Origin of the sequence: Neptunomonas qingdaonensis, assembly GCF_900113275.1 — a bacterium.
GTDB classification, from domain to species: Bacteria; Pseudomonadota; Gammaproteobacteria; order Pseudomonadales; family Balneatricaceae; genus Neptunomonas; species Neptunomonas qingdaonensis.
On record NZ_FOOU01000001.1, the window covers coordinates 189,236 to 206,477 of the forward strand.

Annotated in this window: 15 protein-coding genes; 7 read left to right on the plus strand and 8 right to left on the minus strand. The window is 46.9% G+C overall.

What is annotated here, in order from left to right; all coding sequences use genetic code 11:
• Window positions 1-36: 36 nt before the first annotated feature.
• The 4 genes from BM099_RS00820 to BM099_RS00835 all read left to right on the plus strand — a co-directional run bounded on the left by BM099_RS00820 (window position 37) and on the right by BM099_RS00835 (window position 3,953).
• Window positions 37-444, plus strand: coding sequence for a hypothetical protein (locus tag BM099_RS00820; protein ID WP_143083707.1), 408 nt, complete (start codon window positions 37-39; stop codon window positions 442-444).
• Between the two features lie 501 nt (window positions 445-945).
• Window positions 946-1,962: a TRAP transporter substrate-binding protein DctP gene (gene dctP, locus BM099_RS00825; protein WP_090723161.1), complete on the plus strand. Its 1,017-nt coding sequence runs from the start codon at window positions 946-948 to the stop codon at window positions 1,960-1,962.
• Window positions 1,962-2,489, plus strand: coding sequence for a TRAP transporter small permease subunit (locus tag BM099_RS00830; protein WP_090723163.1), 528 nt, complete (start codon window positions 1,962-1,964; stop codon window positions 2,487-2,489). Before dctP ends, BM099_RS00830 begins: the two co-directional genes overlap by 1 nt.
• 141 nt (window positions 2,490-2,630) lie before the next feature.
• Entirely contained in the window at window positions 2,631-3,953 is a 1,323-nt protein-coding gene (locus BM099_RS00835; RefSeq protein WP_090723166.1) for a TRAP transporter large permease, read from the plus strand.
• Between the two features lie 94 nt (window positions 3,954-4,047).
• Here BM099_RS00835 and BM099_RS00840 read toward each other — a convergent pair whose 3' ends face one another.
• The 3 genes from BM099_RS00840 to BM099_RS00850 all read right to left on the minus strand — a co-directional run bounded on the left by BM099_RS00840 (window position 4,048) and on the right by BM099_RS00850 (window position 7,187).
• Window positions 4,048-5,589, minus strand: coding sequence for a tripartite tricarboxylate transporter permease (locus BM099_RS00840; protein WP_090723169.1), 1,542 nt, complete (start codon window positions 5,587-5,589; stop codon window positions 4,048-4,050).
• Window positions 5,590-5,593: 4 nt separating this feature from the next.
• Window positions 5,594-6,067 carry a tripartite tricarboxylate transporter TctB family protein gene (locus tag BM099_RS00845; protein ID WP_090723171.1) on the minus strand — a complete coding sequence of 158 codons (474 nt, stop codon included), beginning with the start codon at window positions 6,065-6,067 and terminating at the stop codon, window positions 5,594-5,596.
• Between the two features lie 133 nt (window positions 6,068-6,200).
• Entirely contained in the window at window positions 6,201-7,187 is a 987-nt protein-coding gene (locus BM099_RS00850) for a tripartite tricarboxylate transporter substrate binding protein (protein WP_090723174.1), read from the minus strand.
• A gap of 241 nt (window positions 7,188-7,428) precedes the next feature.
• On the opposite strand from BM099_RS00850, the gene BM099_RS00855 reads away from it, so the two are divergent.
• Window positions 7,429-9,042, plus strand: a complete 1,614-nt coding sequence (locus BM099_RS00855; protein WP_090724151.1) for an ATP-binding protein — start codon at window positions 7,429-7,431, stop codon at window positions 9,040-9,042.
• Window positions 9,043-9,103: 61 nt separating this feature from the next.
• Window positions 9,104-9,793, plus strand: a complete 690-nt coding sequence (locus tag BM099_RS00860; protein ID WP_090723177.1) for a response regulator — start codon at window positions 9,104-9,106, stop codon at window positions 9,791-9,793.
• 136 nt (window positions 9,794-9,929) lie between these two features.
• Here BM099_RS00860 and BM099_RS00865 read toward each other — a convergent pair whose 3' ends face one another.
• Window positions 9,930-11,429 (minus strand): CoA-acylating methylmalonate-semialdehyde dehydrogenase, encoded by a 1,500-nt coding sequence (locus tag BM099_RS00865; RefSeq protein WP_090723179.1) that lies wholly within the window; start codon window positions 11,427-11,429, stop codon window positions 9,930-9,932.
• A gap of 185 nt (window positions 11,430-11,614) precedes the next feature.
• Between BM099_RS00865 and BM099_RS00870 the strand changes: the two genes are divergently transcribed.
• On the plus strand, window positions 11,615-12,499 hold the full coding sequence (locus tag BM099_RS00870; protein ID WP_177201056.1) for a LysR family transcriptional regulator: 885 nt from the start codon (window positions 11,615-11,617) through the stop codon (window positions 12,497-12,499).
• Window positions 12,500-12,509: 10 nt separating this feature from the next.
• Here BM099_RS00870 and BM099_RS00875 read toward each other — a convergent pair whose 3' ends face one another.
• From BM099_RS00875 to BM099_RS00890, 4 genes are all read right to left on the minus strand, one after another.
• Window positions 12,510-14,186 carry a formate--tetrahydrofolate ligase gene (locus BM099_RS00875; RefSeq protein WP_232348876.1) on the minus strand — a complete coding sequence of 559 codons (1,677 nt, stop codon included), beginning with the start codon at window positions 14,184-14,186 and terminating at the stop codon, window positions 12,510-12,512.
• A gap of 263 nt (window positions 14,187-14,449) precedes the next feature.
• Window positions 14,450-15,643 (minus strand): YbfB/YjiJ family MFS transporter, encoded by a 1,194-nt coding sequence (locus BM099_RS00880; RefSeq protein ID WP_090723185.1) that lies wholly within the window; start codon window positions 15,641-15,643, stop codon window positions 14,450-14,452.
• Between the two features lie 143 nt (window positions 15,644-15,786).
• Window positions 15,787-16,386 carry a 2-hydroxychromene-2-carboxylate isomerase gene (locus BM099_RS00885; protein WP_090723191.1) on the minus strand — a complete coding sequence of 200 codons (600 nt, stop codon included), beginning with the start codon at window positions 16,384-16,386 and terminating at the stop codon, window positions 15,787-15,789.
• A 49-nt stretch (window positions 16,387-16,435) separates the two neighbouring features.
• Entirely contained in the window at window positions 16,436-17,167 is a 732-nt protein-coding gene (locus tag BM099_RS00890; protein WP_090723194.1) for an SDR family NAD(P)-dependent oxidoreductase, read from the minus strand.
• Window positions 17,168-17,242 lie beyond the last annotated feature (75 nt).

The window sequence follows — 17,242 nt, forward strand, 5'->3', positions numbered from 1 at the left end:
TATGATCATCTTTCCGAAAAAGCAACACCATGACTCATGATGAATAATAATGAGAGTTTAGAAGCTTACCTGCAAATTGCCGGAGTGATCACCCAGGCAGAACTTCCGATTGTTCGTGAGCAGGGGCGAATAGGCGATTTTGCCGTCGCCTACCGTATCTATAGGAATAAGCAAGGCGGCGGTTTTGGTGATCCCGGTAAGCATCCATTTGCCTGGGCTGCGCTGGTTTATGTTGATGGCTCACCGCTACGCTTAAACAGTGCCCGGGGATGCTGCCGGGAGTGGTTAACTTTGGATCGTGTAGGCCAGTGGATGTTAGCTAACGGTTTCAAATATTGGTGGACACGCAATGATATTGAGCCAGGAAACGGCGGGCTTATTGATGTGGAGAGTGACCTGGATAGCGAAGTGTCAATTGATGCTCAAGGCTTTCCGGAGTTATAAATCTCTCGTCACTTCAGCCTTTATAGAGGTGTAAATAATCCGCTGCCTTTCTACGTCGTACTTAAACTCGTAAGAACCTCCTCCTCTTTCTTTCCTGTGTTCAATATATTAGACATTAATTAATATCGGTTGCTTATGAATCTCCAAGAGAAATAATCATTGCAAAAGGTAAGGTTTTCTTTTTCTCATGGCTCGATGATCTGTTTTTTTTCATTTAAAAACAATTGATTGTCTGGTTTTAAATAATAAATATTCTTTTCATTAATTAGTTTTCACTAATAAATAAAATCTTCTGCGTAAATCGCCAATAGACTAAATACCGAACAAATGTAGCTTTTAATTTACACTTAACGGTGTTAAAAATACTGCGTAACTACTCGGTAGTCGGTAGGAACGTTATCAGAGAGCTTCTGTTAGAACGTAAATAGAATGTGCTTTTACGATTCCTAAAACTCGCTGCTAATAAGCTATCAGAACTTATGAAAAGAAAGGAATAAGAGAGTGAAAAGAAGAGACTTATTGAAAGCAGCTGCCACCGGTATCGCTGCAGCACCGCTCGCCCTATCAGCAACTTCTGCACATGCCGGCGATAAAGTTAATCTGAGAATGCAAACATTATACGGAACAGAAACTGACGATCTGTATAAAGCCTTTGCCAATGATGTTAAAACCAGCTCGAACAAAAATGTACGTATCACTCGTTTCCGCGGAAGCGAGTTAGTGTCTAACGATCAGATGTTAGATGCCGTATCCAAAGGTACGCTGGATATGTGTCAGGGTTATGGTGGTTATTGGGCCGGCCAACTGGATATGGGTAACATTGAAAGCGGCATCCCTGGCGCATGGACAAGCTATGACGAAGCGATGTATTTGCACCAGACTAAAGGCCTTGGTGATCTACTGACAGAAGCTTATGCCGAGAAAGGCGTGCATTATTTAGGGCCTGTGTTTGGTGGCCCATACGATTTGCTGACAACAAAGCCTGTTAAGAGTCTGGAAGATCTGAAAACCATGAAAATCCGTGCGACGTCTACGGTTGCAGCGATTTTAGAAAAATTTGATATCCCAACGGTATATCTGCCAAGCCAGGAGCTGTATATCGCGCTATCTACCGGCGCTATTGATGGCGTTATCTATGGGGGGACGCTTGAGTATAAAGCGTTGAAACTGCACGAAGCTGCCAAGCACTACACTTACCTGAATATGATCAACCCTGGTTATGCCGATGGCATGCTGATCAACAAGAAAAAATGGGACTCTATGTCTCCTGATCAACAGAAAATTATCGAATTGGCAACGGCTAAACACGCTACCAACATGCATGCCTGGAATGTGAACGGTTGCTTGGATGTGAATGCCGAAGGTATCTTTGAATTTGCGTCTCTGCCTGCTGAAGACTCTAAAGCGCTCACCGCAGCTGCTATGGATGTCTGGGCAGAGGAAGGTAAAAAGTCTGAGCGTACCGCTAAAGCGATTGAAGCGATTATCGCAACAGCGAAGGCTACCGGGAGAGCTTAATGTCAAAACTTTCTCAATATCTTGCTTTTCAAGACAGGGTATCTGAGTGGGTTGGCAAGAGCATCTCCTGGATGTGCCTTGCCATGATTGCTGTACTTGGCTATGAGGTGACGGCACGTTATTTATTTAACAGCCCTACCTCATGGGCACATGAAAGTACCACGATGTTATATGGTACTTTCTGCATACTGGCAGGTGTCTATACTCATAGACACCACGGCCATGTGAAAAGTGAAGTGATCTATAACCTGTTCTCAGTTCGCACCAGAGCAATTATGGACGTGATAACCGGCACACTTGGTTTAGTTGTATTCGGCGTTTTCTTTGTGATCACCTTTAACTACGCTGCGGAGTCATGGGCGATTAGAGAGGTATCTTCAAAGAGTACCTGGGCGCCAATTGTTTATCCTTTCAAATCCGTTCTCCCTCTGGCTATAGCCCTAATGATGTTGCAAAGCTTAGCTGCCTTGATTCGTAGCCTGGTGGTTGCTCTGGGTATGCCAGCGGAAGCAGAAAGTGAGTCCTGAGTAGCGTCCTACCTGGCTGATTTTTGAATGGGTTGATAGCTCTGTAAGTTTTTTATATCTGTTAATTTTTCAGAGAGCCTTACTTAACAAGGGTCTGATAAGAATTGTGCAGATGTATACTGAAAAAACGAAGGTGTATCCGTGTTAGATCTAGATCCTTTATTGGTTACCTTAGGCATGTTTTTGTCCATGCTGGCTCTATTGGCGATGGGCGCCCCGTTAACCTGGGCGTTATTGACCGTAGGCACAGGTTCAGCCTATTTTCTATGGGGCCCCGCTGGCCTCGAATTAATGGCCAACAGTGCTTTCTCAGCGATGGATAATTTCCTGCTGGTGGCGCTCCCTATGTTTATTTTTATGGGATTAATGCTGCAGCGATCCGGTATAACCGATGACCTGTTTGAGATGATTAACAAGCTGATGGGAGGTGTACCCGGTGGCCTGGGAATGGGCACTGTGATTGTATGTGCGATTATCGCCGCGCTGGCTGGGGTATCAGGTGCAGCAACCGTCAGTTTAGGTATCATCGCCTTACCTGCAATGCTCAAGCGAGGTTACGACAAGAAGCTGGTTACCGGTACTATCATGGCGGGTGGCGCGTTAGGTTTTTTGATTCCTCCTAGCGTATTGATGATCGTTTACGCATTTCTTGCCCGAGAGTCGGTCGGTAAATTGTTTGCAGCAGGTTTGATGCCGGGTTTAATGTTGGCCGGTATATACATGCTTTATATCTTCCTGTTTGCCGTCAAAAATCCGGAAAAAGCCCCTTCAATTCCTCTGGCTGAGCGTGTTAATGGTCTTGATAAGATAAAAGCGCTCAAAGCATTGATTCTGCCGGGTCTCCTTATCGGGACAGTGTTGGGCTTTATTGTCGGTGGTATTACATCGCCTTCAGAAGCATCAGCGGTGGGTGCGGCAGGTTCTATTTTATGTGCGGCTATCTATCGCACATTGAATATCAAAATGCTTAAAGAAGTACTTATGAGTACTACTCAGCTTATGGGTATGTTGATCTGGATTACCGTGGCGGCTGTATTTTTCAGTAAGGTCTATATTGGTTTGGGGGCAGGATCTCTGCTGACTGAACTGGTAGAAGATTCGAATCTTTCGCCTTACTGGGTGATTATCGCGATGCTGGTCACCTACTTCGTGCTGGGTATGTTCCTTGATGATTTTGCGATTGTCTTTATTACCGTACCTTTGTTTGTACCAATTGTTCAGGAGTTGGGATTTGACACAGTGTGGTTCGCCGTATTGTTTATTATCAGTATGCAAACGGCCTATCTAACGCCCCCCTTTGGGTATAATTTGTTTTATATGCGATCGGTGGCGCCTCCGTCCATTACTATCTATGACCTGTATAAATCGGTAGTTCCGTTTATTATTCTTCAGGTGATTGGTCTGGGGCTTGTTGTTGCTTATCCACAGATTGCTCTGTGGTTACCGGGAGTGATTTTTGGGTAGTTACGCTTAATACCAAAAAAGCTCACAGCATTGATTATCAATGCTGTGAGCTAAGCTTAGTTGGATTAAGCAGTCTTAATAAAGAAGTGTGTGATTACCCCTCACCTTCATTGACGGCTACTTCCGGACCACGAACAGCTTTACGCTTGTTCAGTCGTTCCAGAATGGGTGGTAAACATAGCATAAGAATGGCCGCTATCATGATGCCTAGTGTTAATGGCCGTTCCCATAAAAACGCAAAGCTACCATCTGAAATCACCAGCGCCCGGCTGAGGTTGATTTCCATGAGTCCGCCCAGAATATAACCGAGTAGCATCGGAGCCATGGGGAATTCCAGTAACTTCAGCAGGAGCGCAATAACGGTAATAACCACCATCATATGGATATCAAAGGTATTGAAGCTCACCAGATAGACACCCGTGATTGAGAAGAACAGGATCAGAGGAATTAATATCGGACGAGGAATGGTCAATAATTTCGAGATATAAGGGATCAGGGGTAAGTTAAGAATTAACAGTACCAGGTTACCAAAATACATCGAGATAATGACTGACCAGAAAACATCAGGGTTATCAACAAACAGGCGAGGGCCGGGTTGTACGCCAGCGGCAATCAGGGCACCTAACATAATCGCAGTCGTGCCTGATCCAGGGATGCCGAGTGTCAGCAGGGGTACGAATGAACCTGTTGAGGCTGCATTGTTGGCCGTTTCTGGCGCTGCCAGACCGCGTAATGAGCCTTTACCAAATTTAAGTTTTTCTTTTGCGGATGCAATGTTTCGCTCAAGTCCGTAAGCAAGAAAAGACGCAATAGTCGCACCAGCACCGGGAAGAACACCGACAATAAAGCCAAACACAGAAGAGCGGGCGACAGTCGGTGCGACATGTAATATCTCTTCTTTACTCAGCTTCATGCTACCGAGTTGAGCCATATCCAGCTGTGCATCTTTTTCTTTGTGCTTTCCATTGAGGATAGTCATTACCACTTCAGCGAGCGCAAACGTCGCCATCGCCAGCAGAAGGAAGCTAATGCCGTCGATCAGGTCAATGCTGCCGAAGGTGAAGCGGGGAACACCAGAGGTTTTATCGGTGCCGACCGTGGCTATCATCAGACCAAAAACAGTCATAATCATCGCTTTAATGACCTGTCCTTTACCTGAAAAAGCAGCAACAGCGGTCAGGCCTAAAACCATAAGGGCGAAATAGTCGGTAGATTGAAAGCTCAGGGATACTGCAGCTAAGGCGGGTGCGGCAATGAGTAATGCTATTGCACCAATGGTGCCACCGATAAAGGAGCTGTATGCCGCTAAAGCCAGTGCTTTGCCTGCTTGTCCCTGCTGTGCCAATGGATAGCCATCAAATGATGTAACAACGGTACTCGCGCAACCGGGTGCATTGATAAGAATAGAGGAGGTCGAACCGCCAAATACCGCACCGTAATAAACACCGGCCATCAGAATGATGCCTGATGCAGGGTCGATGCCGTAAGTAATCGGGATCATTAAGGCTACCGCTGAGATGGGTCCCAGTCCTGGTAACATGCCGATGAATGTTCCAGCGAAGCAGCCGACAACAACCATCATTAAATTAAAGGGCATAACAGCCGTTGATAGGCCGGTGAAGATTCCGTCTAACATTAGCTTATCCTCCAAATAGTTGTGTGTAGAGTTGCCCCGGAGCCAGATAGACATCCAGCAATTGGGTAAGGGCAAACCAGATCCCGATAGCAAAGGGAACCGACGCTAACAACAGCATTTTGGGGCGACGCTCGCCGAGTAACCAATATCCACCTACTAAGAAGAATACGGTTGCTAACAAAAATCCAACCCACTCCAGTGCTAATGCAAACAGCACCACAAGTACGAGTAGCTTGGCGACCAGCACAAAGTCATACCCCCGCAAGCTAAGTTTATGGTTAAGGTCTGATTTAGCGGTGATGAGTAGTGCCAGAGAAAGCCCTCCCCCCAGAATTGCTAAGGCGTATGGTAATGTCTGCGCATGGAACGGTTCATACTCATCACCTGGCAGTAGTGCAATATCGCCGGCGTAGTAACCGTATGTGACGGATAAACACAGGAATATAAGTCCACCAATATGGTCTTTGGTAAAAATCATGGGGTACTCCGGACGGCGGAACTCTCCGCTTTGTGGGGTAATAGAGATCTCGGGCCAGGCACTGTTTTTCTGTCAGCGACCATGGCCCGAAGATTGTGAAAGTGACTAGTTCATTGTGCAGAGAGGCTTGTTACTACAGAAAGCCGAGCTCGCGCATCAAGTCGCCTATCTCTTGCTCTTGCTGTTCAAGGAAGCTCACGAACTGTGCTCCAGGCTTGAAACTCTCTACCCAGCCGTTACGGGCTCTGACTTCTTCCCATTCATCGGTTTGGTACATTTTTTCAAGGGAGTCGATAAATTCATTTTTCTGTGTTTCAGATATGCCTGGTGCTGCAAAGAAGCCGCGCCAGTTTACGAACGAGGCGTCATAACCTAATTCTTTCAGAGTGGGTACACTTGGATCTGCGTCATTACGCTCATCTCCGGTCATTGCCAGAATGCGTACTTCACCTGCTGCAGAGAGCGTCAGCGCTTCGCTGAAGCCGGTAGAAAGAATTTGTGTTTCGCCTGACAGTAGTCCTGCCATTGCTTCTCCGCCAGCATCATAAGCGACGTAGCGTACTTTGGACGGGTCGCCGCCAGCGGCTTTAAATGCCATTGCAGCGACTAAATGATCCATGCTGCCCCGCGCTGAGCCACCAGATATTTTCACTGAGCGATTATCTTTTTTGAAGTCTTCTATAACTTGCGTAAAGCTGGTGTATTTAGAGTCATTTTTGACAACAAAAGCACCAAAATCTCCTATGGTCGCGGCAATCGGTGTGAGATCCCGAAAAGACTGAGGGAACACTTTGGAGAGCGAGCGGATGACGATTGGCGTTGAATTCACCATTAAGGTGTCTTGCTTTTGCGTAGCCGTTTCAATCAGATGCGCAATGGCTTTACCGCCGCCGCCGCCTGACATGTTCTCGTAAGAGATTGTGGAAACAAGGCCCGACTTAGACAGTGCTTCACCTGTACCGCGTGCGGTTGAGTCCCAGCCGCCGCCAGCACCACCCGGTATCAGGAAGTGGATGCTTTCTGTTGCTGAAGCGCTCAATGAAAAACCGGCGGTCAGGCAAGTGGTTAACACTGCGGCCATGAGAGCCGAACGTTTTTTAGGAGTTGGTTTGCAGAACATAAAAATTACCTCGATGCTGTTTTATTTATTGTTATGATGGGAGCAGGATAATTGTTCAACTGGCTTTGTTATAGATTATGAGTTTAAAAGCTTTTTAAAATTTTTAATTCTTTTTGTGCATACTGTTCACGGGTGTTGAATTTGTTGCTTGATTACTATCTCACCAAAGGGCTGAACTATAAAGACCAGTAGACCTGATCACTTACCTGGTTTATTGATGAGAGCCACCTGGGTAAAAACCATGAAATTACTGAGTCGTTTAAAGCTCAAAACGCGAATGATTCTTGTGTTGGGGCTGATGGCCCTTTTACAAACCGGGTTGCTGGGTGTTTTTGCTGTGCAATACCTGCACCAGTCTCTGGAAGAGCAGATAGGCGAAAGGGCATTGCATGTTGCTAAGACGATTGCTGCTGTTCCGCAAATTTCAGAGGCTGTTGCTCGTGGCGATACAGATGCACTGCAGCCGATTAGTATGCTGTTGGCAAAGAAAACACAGGCCCGCTTTGTGGTTATCGGTGATAAAAACGGTATTCGTTTGGCGCATCCCAACCTGGAAAAAGTAGGTTTGTCGATGGCCGATGATGAAGGTGATGATAGTGCTCTCGCATTGAAACAAGGAAAAGGCTACATTTCAAAAGACTTAGGTAGTTTGGGCTGGTCGATGCGCGGAAAAGCACCGGTATTTGCGAATAATGATCGTGATGTTATTGGCGTGGTTTCGGTGGGTTATCATCTTGATCGGGTTGATGAAATTATCAGCGACTATCGATTAACGCTGATGGTTGTCATAGCGCTCTCGTTTTTGTTGAGTGCGATTATTGCTGTTTGGTTTGCCAACCACTTTAAAAAAGCAATATTTGGTCTGGAGCCTGAACAGATAGCGAGATTATTTGATGAGCAAAAAGCTACATTGGAGTCTGTTCGTGAGGGCATTATAGCGATTAATAATAAAGGAAAAATCACTATCTTTAATCGTAATGCTATTAAAACCCTCGGACTTTCAGAAGATACACAGTTAATGGGCAGGTCAATCGAAGAAGTATTGCCCGGTAGCGCGATGCTAGAGATTCTTAAAACAGGAAAACCACATTTTGACTATGAAGTATGGCTGCAGAATCATAGTCTGATTGTAAACCGTATCCCCTTAAAGCAGGGAGATCAGATTACCGGCGTCGTTTCGAGTTTTAGACGAAAAGATGAACTTGATTTGGTGAGTAAAAAATTAACCCGTATTCAGCAGTATGCCGACGGTCTGCGTAGCCAGGCACATGAATACTCTAACAAATTACATACCATTGCAGGCTTGATTCAGTTAGATGCTAAAAATGAAGCACTGGCGTTTATAGGGCAGGAGACACAAGAGCATCAGGAGCTAATTCGTCTGCTGCTTGAGGTGGTGCCTGATCCGGTGTTGGCAGGGTTTTTCTTAGGTAAATACAATCGTGCCAGAGAACTCGGTTTGCGTCTGGTGATTGACCCGGAAAGCAAAATGACAGAGTTACCAGAATATTTGCCCAGAGAGCAATTGGTGAGTGTGCTGGGTAATTTAATTGATAATGCCCTGGAAGCGACCTTGCGACATAAAGGTGCGGGTGGAAAGGTTAAGGTGTCGATGACTGATCTGGGTAATGATCTTATATTTGAAATAGAGGATCAGGGCGCGGGGATCTCCTTGCATCAGCAGCAGCAAATTTTTGAAAAAGGCTTCACCAGTAAGACTGAAATGGGTCACGGTATCGGTCTGCACTTGGTCAAAGGCCTGCTGGAAACGCTGGGGGGTACTATTATGCTGGAGAAAGGCGAGGAAGAAGGAAGCCGTTTTATTGTGTACCTGCCTAAAATAAGAAAGGCCTGAAAGAAGAAAGGCCTGAAAGAAGAAAGATCTCAAATATGAAAACTTAAAATAAGAAAAAAATATGAACTTGATACGTATCGTCATCGCTGAAGATGATCAACAAATAGCAGAGATACAAAAGCGCTTTCTTGAGCGAATAGAGGGCTTTGAGCTTGTCGGTATTGCCCATAGTTTAGAAGATGCGGAAGATCTGGTTGACGTAATGCAACCTGAACTCTTGCTCCTGGATATACACTTTCCAACAGGGACAGGGCTGGATCTATTACGTAAATTACGTGCCAGAAACAGCAGTGTCGATGTGATCCTTGTCACTGCGGCAAAAGAGGTGGATTCTCTTCGGGAAGCGTTACACGGCGGAGTGTTCGATTACATTCTTAAACCATTAGTCTTTGAGCGTTTACAGGAAACGCTGGATCGATATCATCAGCATTTGGGAAAATTCCAAGCCATGCAAACTCTGGGGCAACGTGATGTCGATACTATTTTACCTTACAGCACTACAGCAACGTCTAATGACGGTTTGGAAACTCGTCTGCCAAAAGGCGTGGATGCCCTGACGTTAGAAAAGGTACGAAGCGTTTTCAGTACGCATTCTCATGCGTTGAATGCAGAAGAGGTCGGTGAATATATAGGTGCCAGTCGCACCACCGCGCGTCGCTATTTAGAATTTCTGGTGAGTAATAATGAGCTATCGGCAGAAGTCAGCTACGGAAGTGTCGGCAGGCCTGAAAGGAAATATAAAAATATTTAAGGTGGGTAGCGGTTTTAAGGCATCGAAGGATTTTGTCTTGGTTGCTGCGTGTCCCAAACGGAGGGTTCTCCCTCCGCTGTCATGGTACTCTTGCCGGTAACGCTTGCCGTTAACGCTTGCTGGCAATCAACGCCGCTTACTTCATAGAAATCGTCGTGTGGACTTTGTCAGACGTTGTGCCAGGCTCAAACCAGCGAGCTGATACGGTTTTCGTCTGAGTCCAGAACTGTACTGCTTGTTGACCGTTAGGCCCTAAATCACCTAGTTTAGACGCACGAGATCCCGTAAAGCTGAAGTAGGCAACCGGTACCGCGATTGGAATATTAATACCCACCTGTCCTACATCAACGTTATTTTCGAACCAGCGTGCGTTCCAGCCTGAGTTGGTAAAGATTGCCGTACCATTACCATTTTCATTGGCATTGATAATATCAGTAGCGCTCTCAAGATCATCAGCGCCCATCACGCACATCACCGGACCGAAGACTTCCTGAGTATAGATATCCATGTCGGTCGTGACATCGGCAAACAATGTAGGACCGACGAAGTTGCCCTTTGGATAACCTTCAACGCTGACACCACGGCCGTCGAGTAATAACGACGCTCCTTGCTTAACACCTGTTTCAATCAGGCCTTCAACACGTGCTTGTGCCTGTGGAGAAACTAACGGTCCTAAGTCTGCCTCGCGATTGCTGCCAGGGCCTACGATCATACTTTTAGCGCGTTCCACCATTTCTGGCAGCCATTCACGCGCTTCACCCACCAAAATAACAACGGAGTTGGCCATGCAGCGCTGACCTGCCGCGCCAAAACAAGACCCAAGCATATGGTTGATCGCTTGATCTTTATTGGCATCAGGCATGATAACCGCGTGGTTTTTTGCACCCATCATGCACTGTGCGCGTTTACCGCTGTTGCTGGCACGCTGATAAAGGGATGTGCCGACATGAGTTGAACCGATAAAAGACAGCGCCTTAACATCAGGATGCTCTGCCAGACGGTTAGCGACATCGGCGCCACCGTGAACGACGTTCAGTACGCCCGCTGGAACACCTGCTTGCATCGCCAATTCTACCAAACGCATTGTCGATGTCGGGTCCTGCTCAGAAGGCTTGAGTACAAAGGTATTACCGCATGCGATGGCTATCGGGAACATGAAGCAAGGCAGCATAATCGGGAAGTTAAAGGCGGTAATACCGACACCGACGCCCAGTGGCTTGTTTAACGTATATACATTGACGTCACCCGCAACATTGTCAGCGATCTCGCCGAGCTGGATTTTAGTGACCATGCAGGCATTTTCTATTGCTTCCAGTCCTCGACCGACTTCACCTTCAGCATCAGGCAGTGTCTTGCCGTGTTCCAGACTAATTAGCTCGGCGAGCTCTTTGGTGTTGTCGCGAACCAGTTGTTGGAAACGCAACATAATGGCCTGGCGTTTGGCGACTGATACTTTGCGCCAGCTTTTGAAGGCTTCTTTTGCACTAGCGACAGCCGTGTCGACCTCATCAAGAGTGGCAAACGGTACTTTGGCAACCACTTCCTGAGTGGCGGGGTTGAGCACATCAACCCAAATGCCGCTGGTGGTTTCAACTTTTTCACCGTTAATAATCATTGCTACATGGGGAATGCTCATAATTGCCTCCAGAGACATCGTGAGTAGATATCTGATTTATGTTGCACTGCATATAAAGATGCATTTATGCAAGCAGTGTATATTGATTGATATCTAGGATAGCGGCAGGGTATCGTGTAAACAATAGACAGTATGGCAATGCGCCCTTGCATAATTGCAAGCCTATGATCACAAAGAGAATAGAGATGAACTGGGATGATTTAAAGGTCTTTTTAGAAGTCGCGCGAACTGAGAAACTATCACAAGCGTCTAAGCGCTTAGGTATAGATGCTTCGACGGTTTCACGCCGTTTACACCGACTGGAAGACCAGTTGGCTACTCAGTTATTTGATCGCAGTGCAGAAGGCCATAGTCTGACCGAACATGGCCAGCTACTCTTACAGACTGCCCGCGATATGGATCAGCGGGCACAAGCGGCCAATGAAATTTTGCAAGGCAAAAACTTAGAGAACCAAGGTAAGGTGCGTCTTGGAGTAACAGAAGCTTTTGGTAATGACTTTATAGCACCGGAGTTGGTGCAGTTCTGTCAGCAGTATCCGCAGATCATTATTGACCTGTTGCCGTTACAGCGTTTTGTAAAGTGGTCTCATCAGGAAGTTGATATTGCCGTCACGATTGAAAAACCGCCAAATACCTCGCTGGTTGTCGCCAAGCTATGTGATTATCGCCTTACTATGTACGCTTCTCGTGATTACCTTGCGCGTTCGAAGGAGATCAATGTCGTTGAAGATATCTACCATCATCCGCTCATAGGCTATGTTGATGACCTGGTGTTTAGTGACCAGCTTTCCTATTTGGAGCGCTTACTTCCAAACTCAAATCCATGCTTTCGAAGTACCAGTGTCGTGACTCAGTCTATAGCGGTTCGTGAAGGTCTGGGGCTGGCGATATTGCCTTGCTTTTTAGCTCGCCGACATCCTGATTTAATACCGGTATTAGCGCAACAAACGAGTATCGTGCGGACTTTTTGGATTGCAGTGCATCCGGAACAAAAAAAGCTCGCCAGGGTAAATAAGGTTTGGCAGCACTTGAAAAATCACGCAGCGATGAATGCCTCTGTTTTGATGTGAAACTGCTTGGTTACTTTAACCCTACAATAATGCCGTTTTCCAGTAACCTGATACTATTGGCGGCAGGTATTTTAGGTAATCCTGGCATACGCAGAATTTTTCCGGTGAGGATGACTAAAAAGCCCGCACCTGAGTTAATTTGAATAGAGCTGACAGTGACTTCAAAGTCTCGCGGTCTGCCATGTAACTCCGGGTCGTCCGATAAAGAACTAGGCGCTTTTGCAATGCACACGGGAAGGTGGGTCAGCCCTAATTTCTCGACCTGTTTGAGATCTTTTTCTGCATCTTTTGAAAATGCCACATCATCTGCACCGTACATAGCTTTAGACACGGCACGCACTTTTTCTAATACGCTGGCGTCCAATTCATAGAGAGGTTTGAAAGGACGATTTTTTTCAACAGATGCCATGACTGCTTTGGCTAATTCGATTGCTCCTTTGCCACCGATTGCGTGATGATTTGTTTCGGCAAATGAAACGTCATATGCTTCGCAGCGTGCGCGAATCAATGCAACCTCCGCATCGGTGTCGGTGGCGAATCGATTCAGGGCAACGACGGGGTGCTTATTAAATAACTCTACACTCTCAATGTGCTTGTCGAGGTTTTCCAGGCCTTGCTTTAGTGCTGGCAGATCCTCGTTTTCTAAATCGTTTATATTTTTACCACCATGCATCTTTAATGCCCGTACAGTGGTGACCAGTACGACTGCATCCGGATCTAATTCGGCTATTCTGCATTTAATATCAAAGAATTTTTCGGCGCCTAAATCAAAACCAAAGCCGGCTTCTGTGATCGCCCAGTCGGCATGGTGCATCGCCATTCGCGTGGCGATTACACTATTGCAACCATGCGCGATATTGGCAAAGGGGCCTCCATGTACAAAGGCTGGCGTGCCTTCAAAGCTCTGTACTAAATTAGGTTGTAAAGCGTCACGAAGCAACGCCATCATTGCTCCTGTAATCTCTAATTGTGCAGCATAGACGGGGTCTCCCTGGTAAGTGAAGCCGATTAAGGTGCGGTCCAGTCGCTGTTTTAAATCATCAGCGTCATTCGCTAAACACAGCATGGCCATCACTTCGGAGGCGGCGGTGATATCAAATCCTCCTTCGCGGGGGATACCCTGCATCTTGCCACCAAGGCCCAATACTATTTTCCTTAGGCTACGGTCGTTCATATCCATGACGCGGCGCCATACGATTTGGCGGGGATCGATGCTTAACTCGTTTCCTTGATAGATATGATTATCCAGCGCCGCGGAGAGTAAATTATTAGCACTGGTGATGGCATGAAAGTCGCCGGTAAAGTGTAAATTGATGCGATCTGCGGGCATTATCTGACTATACCCACCGCCCGTTGCTCCGCCTTTCATACCCAGGCATGGGCCCAGAGAGGGTTCACGTAGCGCCATACACACCGATTCATTCAGCTGAGAGAATGCCTGGCCTAGTCCGATGGTGGTTGTCGTTTTTCCTTCTCCGGATGGCGTCGGGGTTGTTGCTGAAACCAGAATCAGCCTGCCCTTTTTTTGGCTGGGAGTCGTTAGTGCTTTTAAACTCACTTTTGCGATATCACGGCCATAAGAATAAAGATATTGTGCATCAATCCCAAGTGCTTCGCTGATGTCGGTAATAGGCTGCGGCGTAAACTGTTGAGCTATTTCTACATCTGTAGCCATCCCTTTAGTCATGACAGTCTCCTTGGTTTTTACTTATGTTGATCAGCCCTTATATAACTGATTTAACATTGAAAAACTGATGCGCAACCAGTAGTAAACTTATCTGTTTTGATGCCCGGTAAGCGCACAACGTCTATGCAAGGTATCACTTTTTTTGAAAATCACATAAAGCGTTAAACGCACTGATCCGGAACCTCAGCCTTGGGAAGCCTGATCAAAACGCTTAACGCAGGCTTTCAAATATTTCAGGAGTCGAATTCAGATCAGTTTTTACGTTAGGGATGGACTACCTGAGCTTGCTTTATATTGGGTTCGAGAGATTTGAGCGTTACCAGTAGAGCACTGCCAAACGCCATGACAATCGCTGCCATATAGAGACCATCGTTATAGTTTCCACTTTCTTCAGCGAGCAGCCCGGCGATTAGGGGACCAATAATCTGGGCTACGCCGAAAGATAACGTCATCTTGCCCATCATTTTTGCCGGACGGGTTGGATAATACCGGCCGGCCATGGTTAACACCAAACAGACCATGCCACTAAAGGTAGCACCAAAGAGAAGCGCACCTGTCATTGTGAATATTAAGTTGGGCTCAATGACGGGTAGCAGTATGCCAAGAATCTGAAGTATGCTGGCGCTGATCAGAGCATTCAGTAAGCCTATCCGCCGTGCGATCAGGTCCCAAATGATAGCACTAACTGTAGCGCCTGCCCCCATTGCCATAAAGGCCCATACCCCTTTGCCTTCCAGGCCTGGCAATTGTTCAACAATAGCGACGATAAAGGTAGCGCTAACCACATACCCAATACCCGCACAAAAATAAGCGACTAAAAATACACGCATAAAAGCTGGGCCAGGAGGAGAGTCGGTCATCGTTTCACCGCTACTGGTGACTTTTGTTGAGTCCGGAGGCGGGAGCCACACCCAGGCAGGTACCATAATGACGACGGCAATAACGGTAAATAGCAGCCATTGCTGGCTCCAGTCAAAGTATCCGCTCATCAGCTCGACAGCAATGGAGCATAAGACCATTCCCAGGCCTACACCGCCGAAGGTAATCCCTAACTCACTGCGATAGCCGTTACGAATCAGCCAGTTTAGAATTAATCCCCCGCCCAGCAACATGCCTGCAGCGCAACTCAGTCCGGCCAGAAAACGAAACAGGGACCACAGCCATATATTCTCTGTTAACCCCATACCTGCGGTCGTGATGACCGCAACCACCAGCCCTATGCGATAGAGCCGGTCTTTAACAGACAGATCACTGATCATAGTGGCAACCAGCGCGCCACACAGGTAGCCCAGGTAATTAACTGCCGCTAACCATCCTCCTTCTGCCACGCCCAGACCTGCTTGCTGTTGCATGACAGGTAGCAACGGGGTGTAGGCAAAACGAGCCACACCCATGGTGAGTATCAGACTGAACACGCCGGCGCTAAGAATTTTGAATCGTTGGATGTTGCTGCTCATACATTTCCCACTGGATTAACAAAGTTTACATCGTCACCGCAATTTTCCACTCAATCCGCCATTTAGCGCGGCCATCGTGGCTATACCGATCCCGGCTAACAACATAATAAGTGAATATGTCAGGGAGTTATTCAATTTTGATTTCAAGCATTAATTTGGTCAGTCAGCGCTCTTTCGACCCAATCCAGACGATCTTGCCCGAAATAAATTTCGTCACCAACAAACATAGTCGGAGCACCAAATACCCCTCTGGCTGCCGCTTCTTGCGTCGACGTGATCAGCGCTTGTTTAATCTCTGGCCGGGTGATCGCTTGCATAACGGTGTCGGCATCAAAACCCGCTTTATTTAGCGTATCAATCAGGACGTCTGCAGAGGACAAATCTTTTCCTTCAGCCCATGCGGCTTGATACATAGCTTGGTTGTACTCTTCAATCCGGTTTTCTGATATGGCCCAAAGAGCACCACGCATTGCGTTGACCGTGCTGAAAATAAAATGTGGATTGAGTGTGTAAGGAATACCGTAGTATTCGGCGGTTCGGGCAAAATCAATTTTAATCCACTCCCATTTTGCCGGTACCGTCACCGGAGCAGTATTGCCTTGGGCTTTGAATACACCGCCTAACAGCATCGGCTTGTAATTAATTGTGGTGCCGGTTCGCGTGCAAATCTCTTTTAATCGCACGAGGGCAAAATAGGAGGCAGGGCTAATAAAGTCGTAATAAAAATCAATAGTTTTACTCATTTAATCTTCCTCACTTAATGCTCTTCTGATGATATCTGAAGCGATGTGATCACCATGTTTCTGAATATGGGCGCACATCCTGCTCGAATGTCCATGTACTGCGGGGTTGGTTATGAATCTGCCAGTAAACTTCGGCCAGATCATCGGGTTGAATAATGCCGTCCTCTCCTTTGCTGGCAAATAGATCAGGCAGGATTGCTTTGGTGGCTTCGTTTTCGATCAGTCCATCAATGACCACATGGGCAACATGAATGCCCTGAGGGCCCAGTTCTCTGGACATGCTTTGAGCTAGCGCTCTTAAGGCGTGCTTACCACCGGCAAAGGCTGCAAAGCCACTGCTACCACGTAAGCTTGCCGATGCTCCGGTAAAAATGATGCTGCCTTGCTGACGAGAGATCATTTTCCTGGCGACTTCCCGGCCGACCAGAAAACCCGCAAGGGCGCACATTTCCCAGACTTTACGGTACACCCTGGTTGTCGTTTCCGTGATGCTGAAGCGTACATTTCCGCCAACGTTAAATACCGCAACCCTGATAGGGCCTAGTTCTGATTCCACTTTATCAATCAGTTCGGTTACCTGTATTTCATCGCGTGCATCCGAATGCAACGCGGTAGCTTCAGAACCAATTGCCTGAATATCACTGACCAGTGCGTGCAGATCACCACGGCGACGAGTAGCAACGATATAATAACCTTCTCTGGCGAAACGCCGTGCGATCGCTGCCCCCAGATGATCGCCGGCTCCGATAATCAGTGCGATGGGTCTGTTACTCGTTGTCATCAGCTACTCCTCATTATCTTTTTGTTAACTTGTAAAAGGGTAGAGCTGTATTTAGAATAAATAAAATCGATTATT

Bases quoted from the DNA above. Each gene is read 5' to 3' on its own strand.
- BM099_RS00820 (WP_143083707.1), top strand. From the start codon at position 37: ATGATGAATAATAATGAGAGTTTAGAAGCTTACCTGCAAATTGCCGGA.
- BM099_RS00830 (WP_090723163.1), top strand. From the start codon at position 1,962: ATGTCAAAACTTTCTCAATATCTTGCTTTTCAAGACAGGGTATCTGAG.
- BM099_RS00840 (WP_090723169.1), bottom strand. From the start codon at position 5,589: ATGTTAGACGGAATCTTCACCGGCCTATCAACGGCTGTTATGCCCTTT.
- BM099_RS00845 (WP_090723171.1), bottom strand. From the start codon at position 6,067: ATGATTTTTACCAAAGACCATATTGGTGGACTTATATTCCTGTGTTTA.
- BM099_RS00850 (WP_090723174.1), bottom strand. From the start codon at position 7,187: ATGTTCTGCAAACCAACTCCTAAAAAACGTTCGGCTCTCATGGCCGCA.
- BM099_RS00855 (WP_090724151.1), top strand. From the start codon at position 7,429: ATGAAATTACTGAGTCGTTTAAAGCTCAAAACGCGAATGATTCTTGTG.
- BM099_RS00860 (WP_090723177.1), top strand. From the start codon at position 9,104: ATGAACTTGATACGTATCGTCATCGCTGAAGATGATCAACAAATAGCA.
- BM099_RS00865 (WP_090723179.1), bottom strand. From the start codon at position 11,429: ATGAGCATTCCCCATGTAGCAATGATTATTAACGGTGAAAAAGTTGAA.
- BM099_RS00870 (WP_177201056.1), top strand. From the start codon at position 11,615: ATGAACTGGGATGATTTAAAGGTCTTTTTAGAAGTCGCGCGAACTGAG.
- BM099_RS00875 (WP_232348876.1), bottom strand. From the start codon at position 14,186: ATGACTAAAGGGATGGCTACAGATGTAGAAATAGCTCAACAGTTTACG.
- BM099_RS00880 (WP_090723185.1), bottom strand. From the start codon at position 15,643: ATGAGCAGCAACATCCAACGATTCAAAATTCTTAGCGCCGGCGTGTTC.
- BM099_RS00885 (WP_090723191.1), bottom strand. From the start codon at position 16,386: ATGAGTAAAACTATTGATTTTTATTACGACTTTATTAGCCCTGCCTCC.
- BM099_RS00890 (WP_090723194.1), bottom strand. From the start codon at position 17,167: ATGACAACGAGTAACAGACCCATCGCACTGATTATCGGAGCCGGCGAT.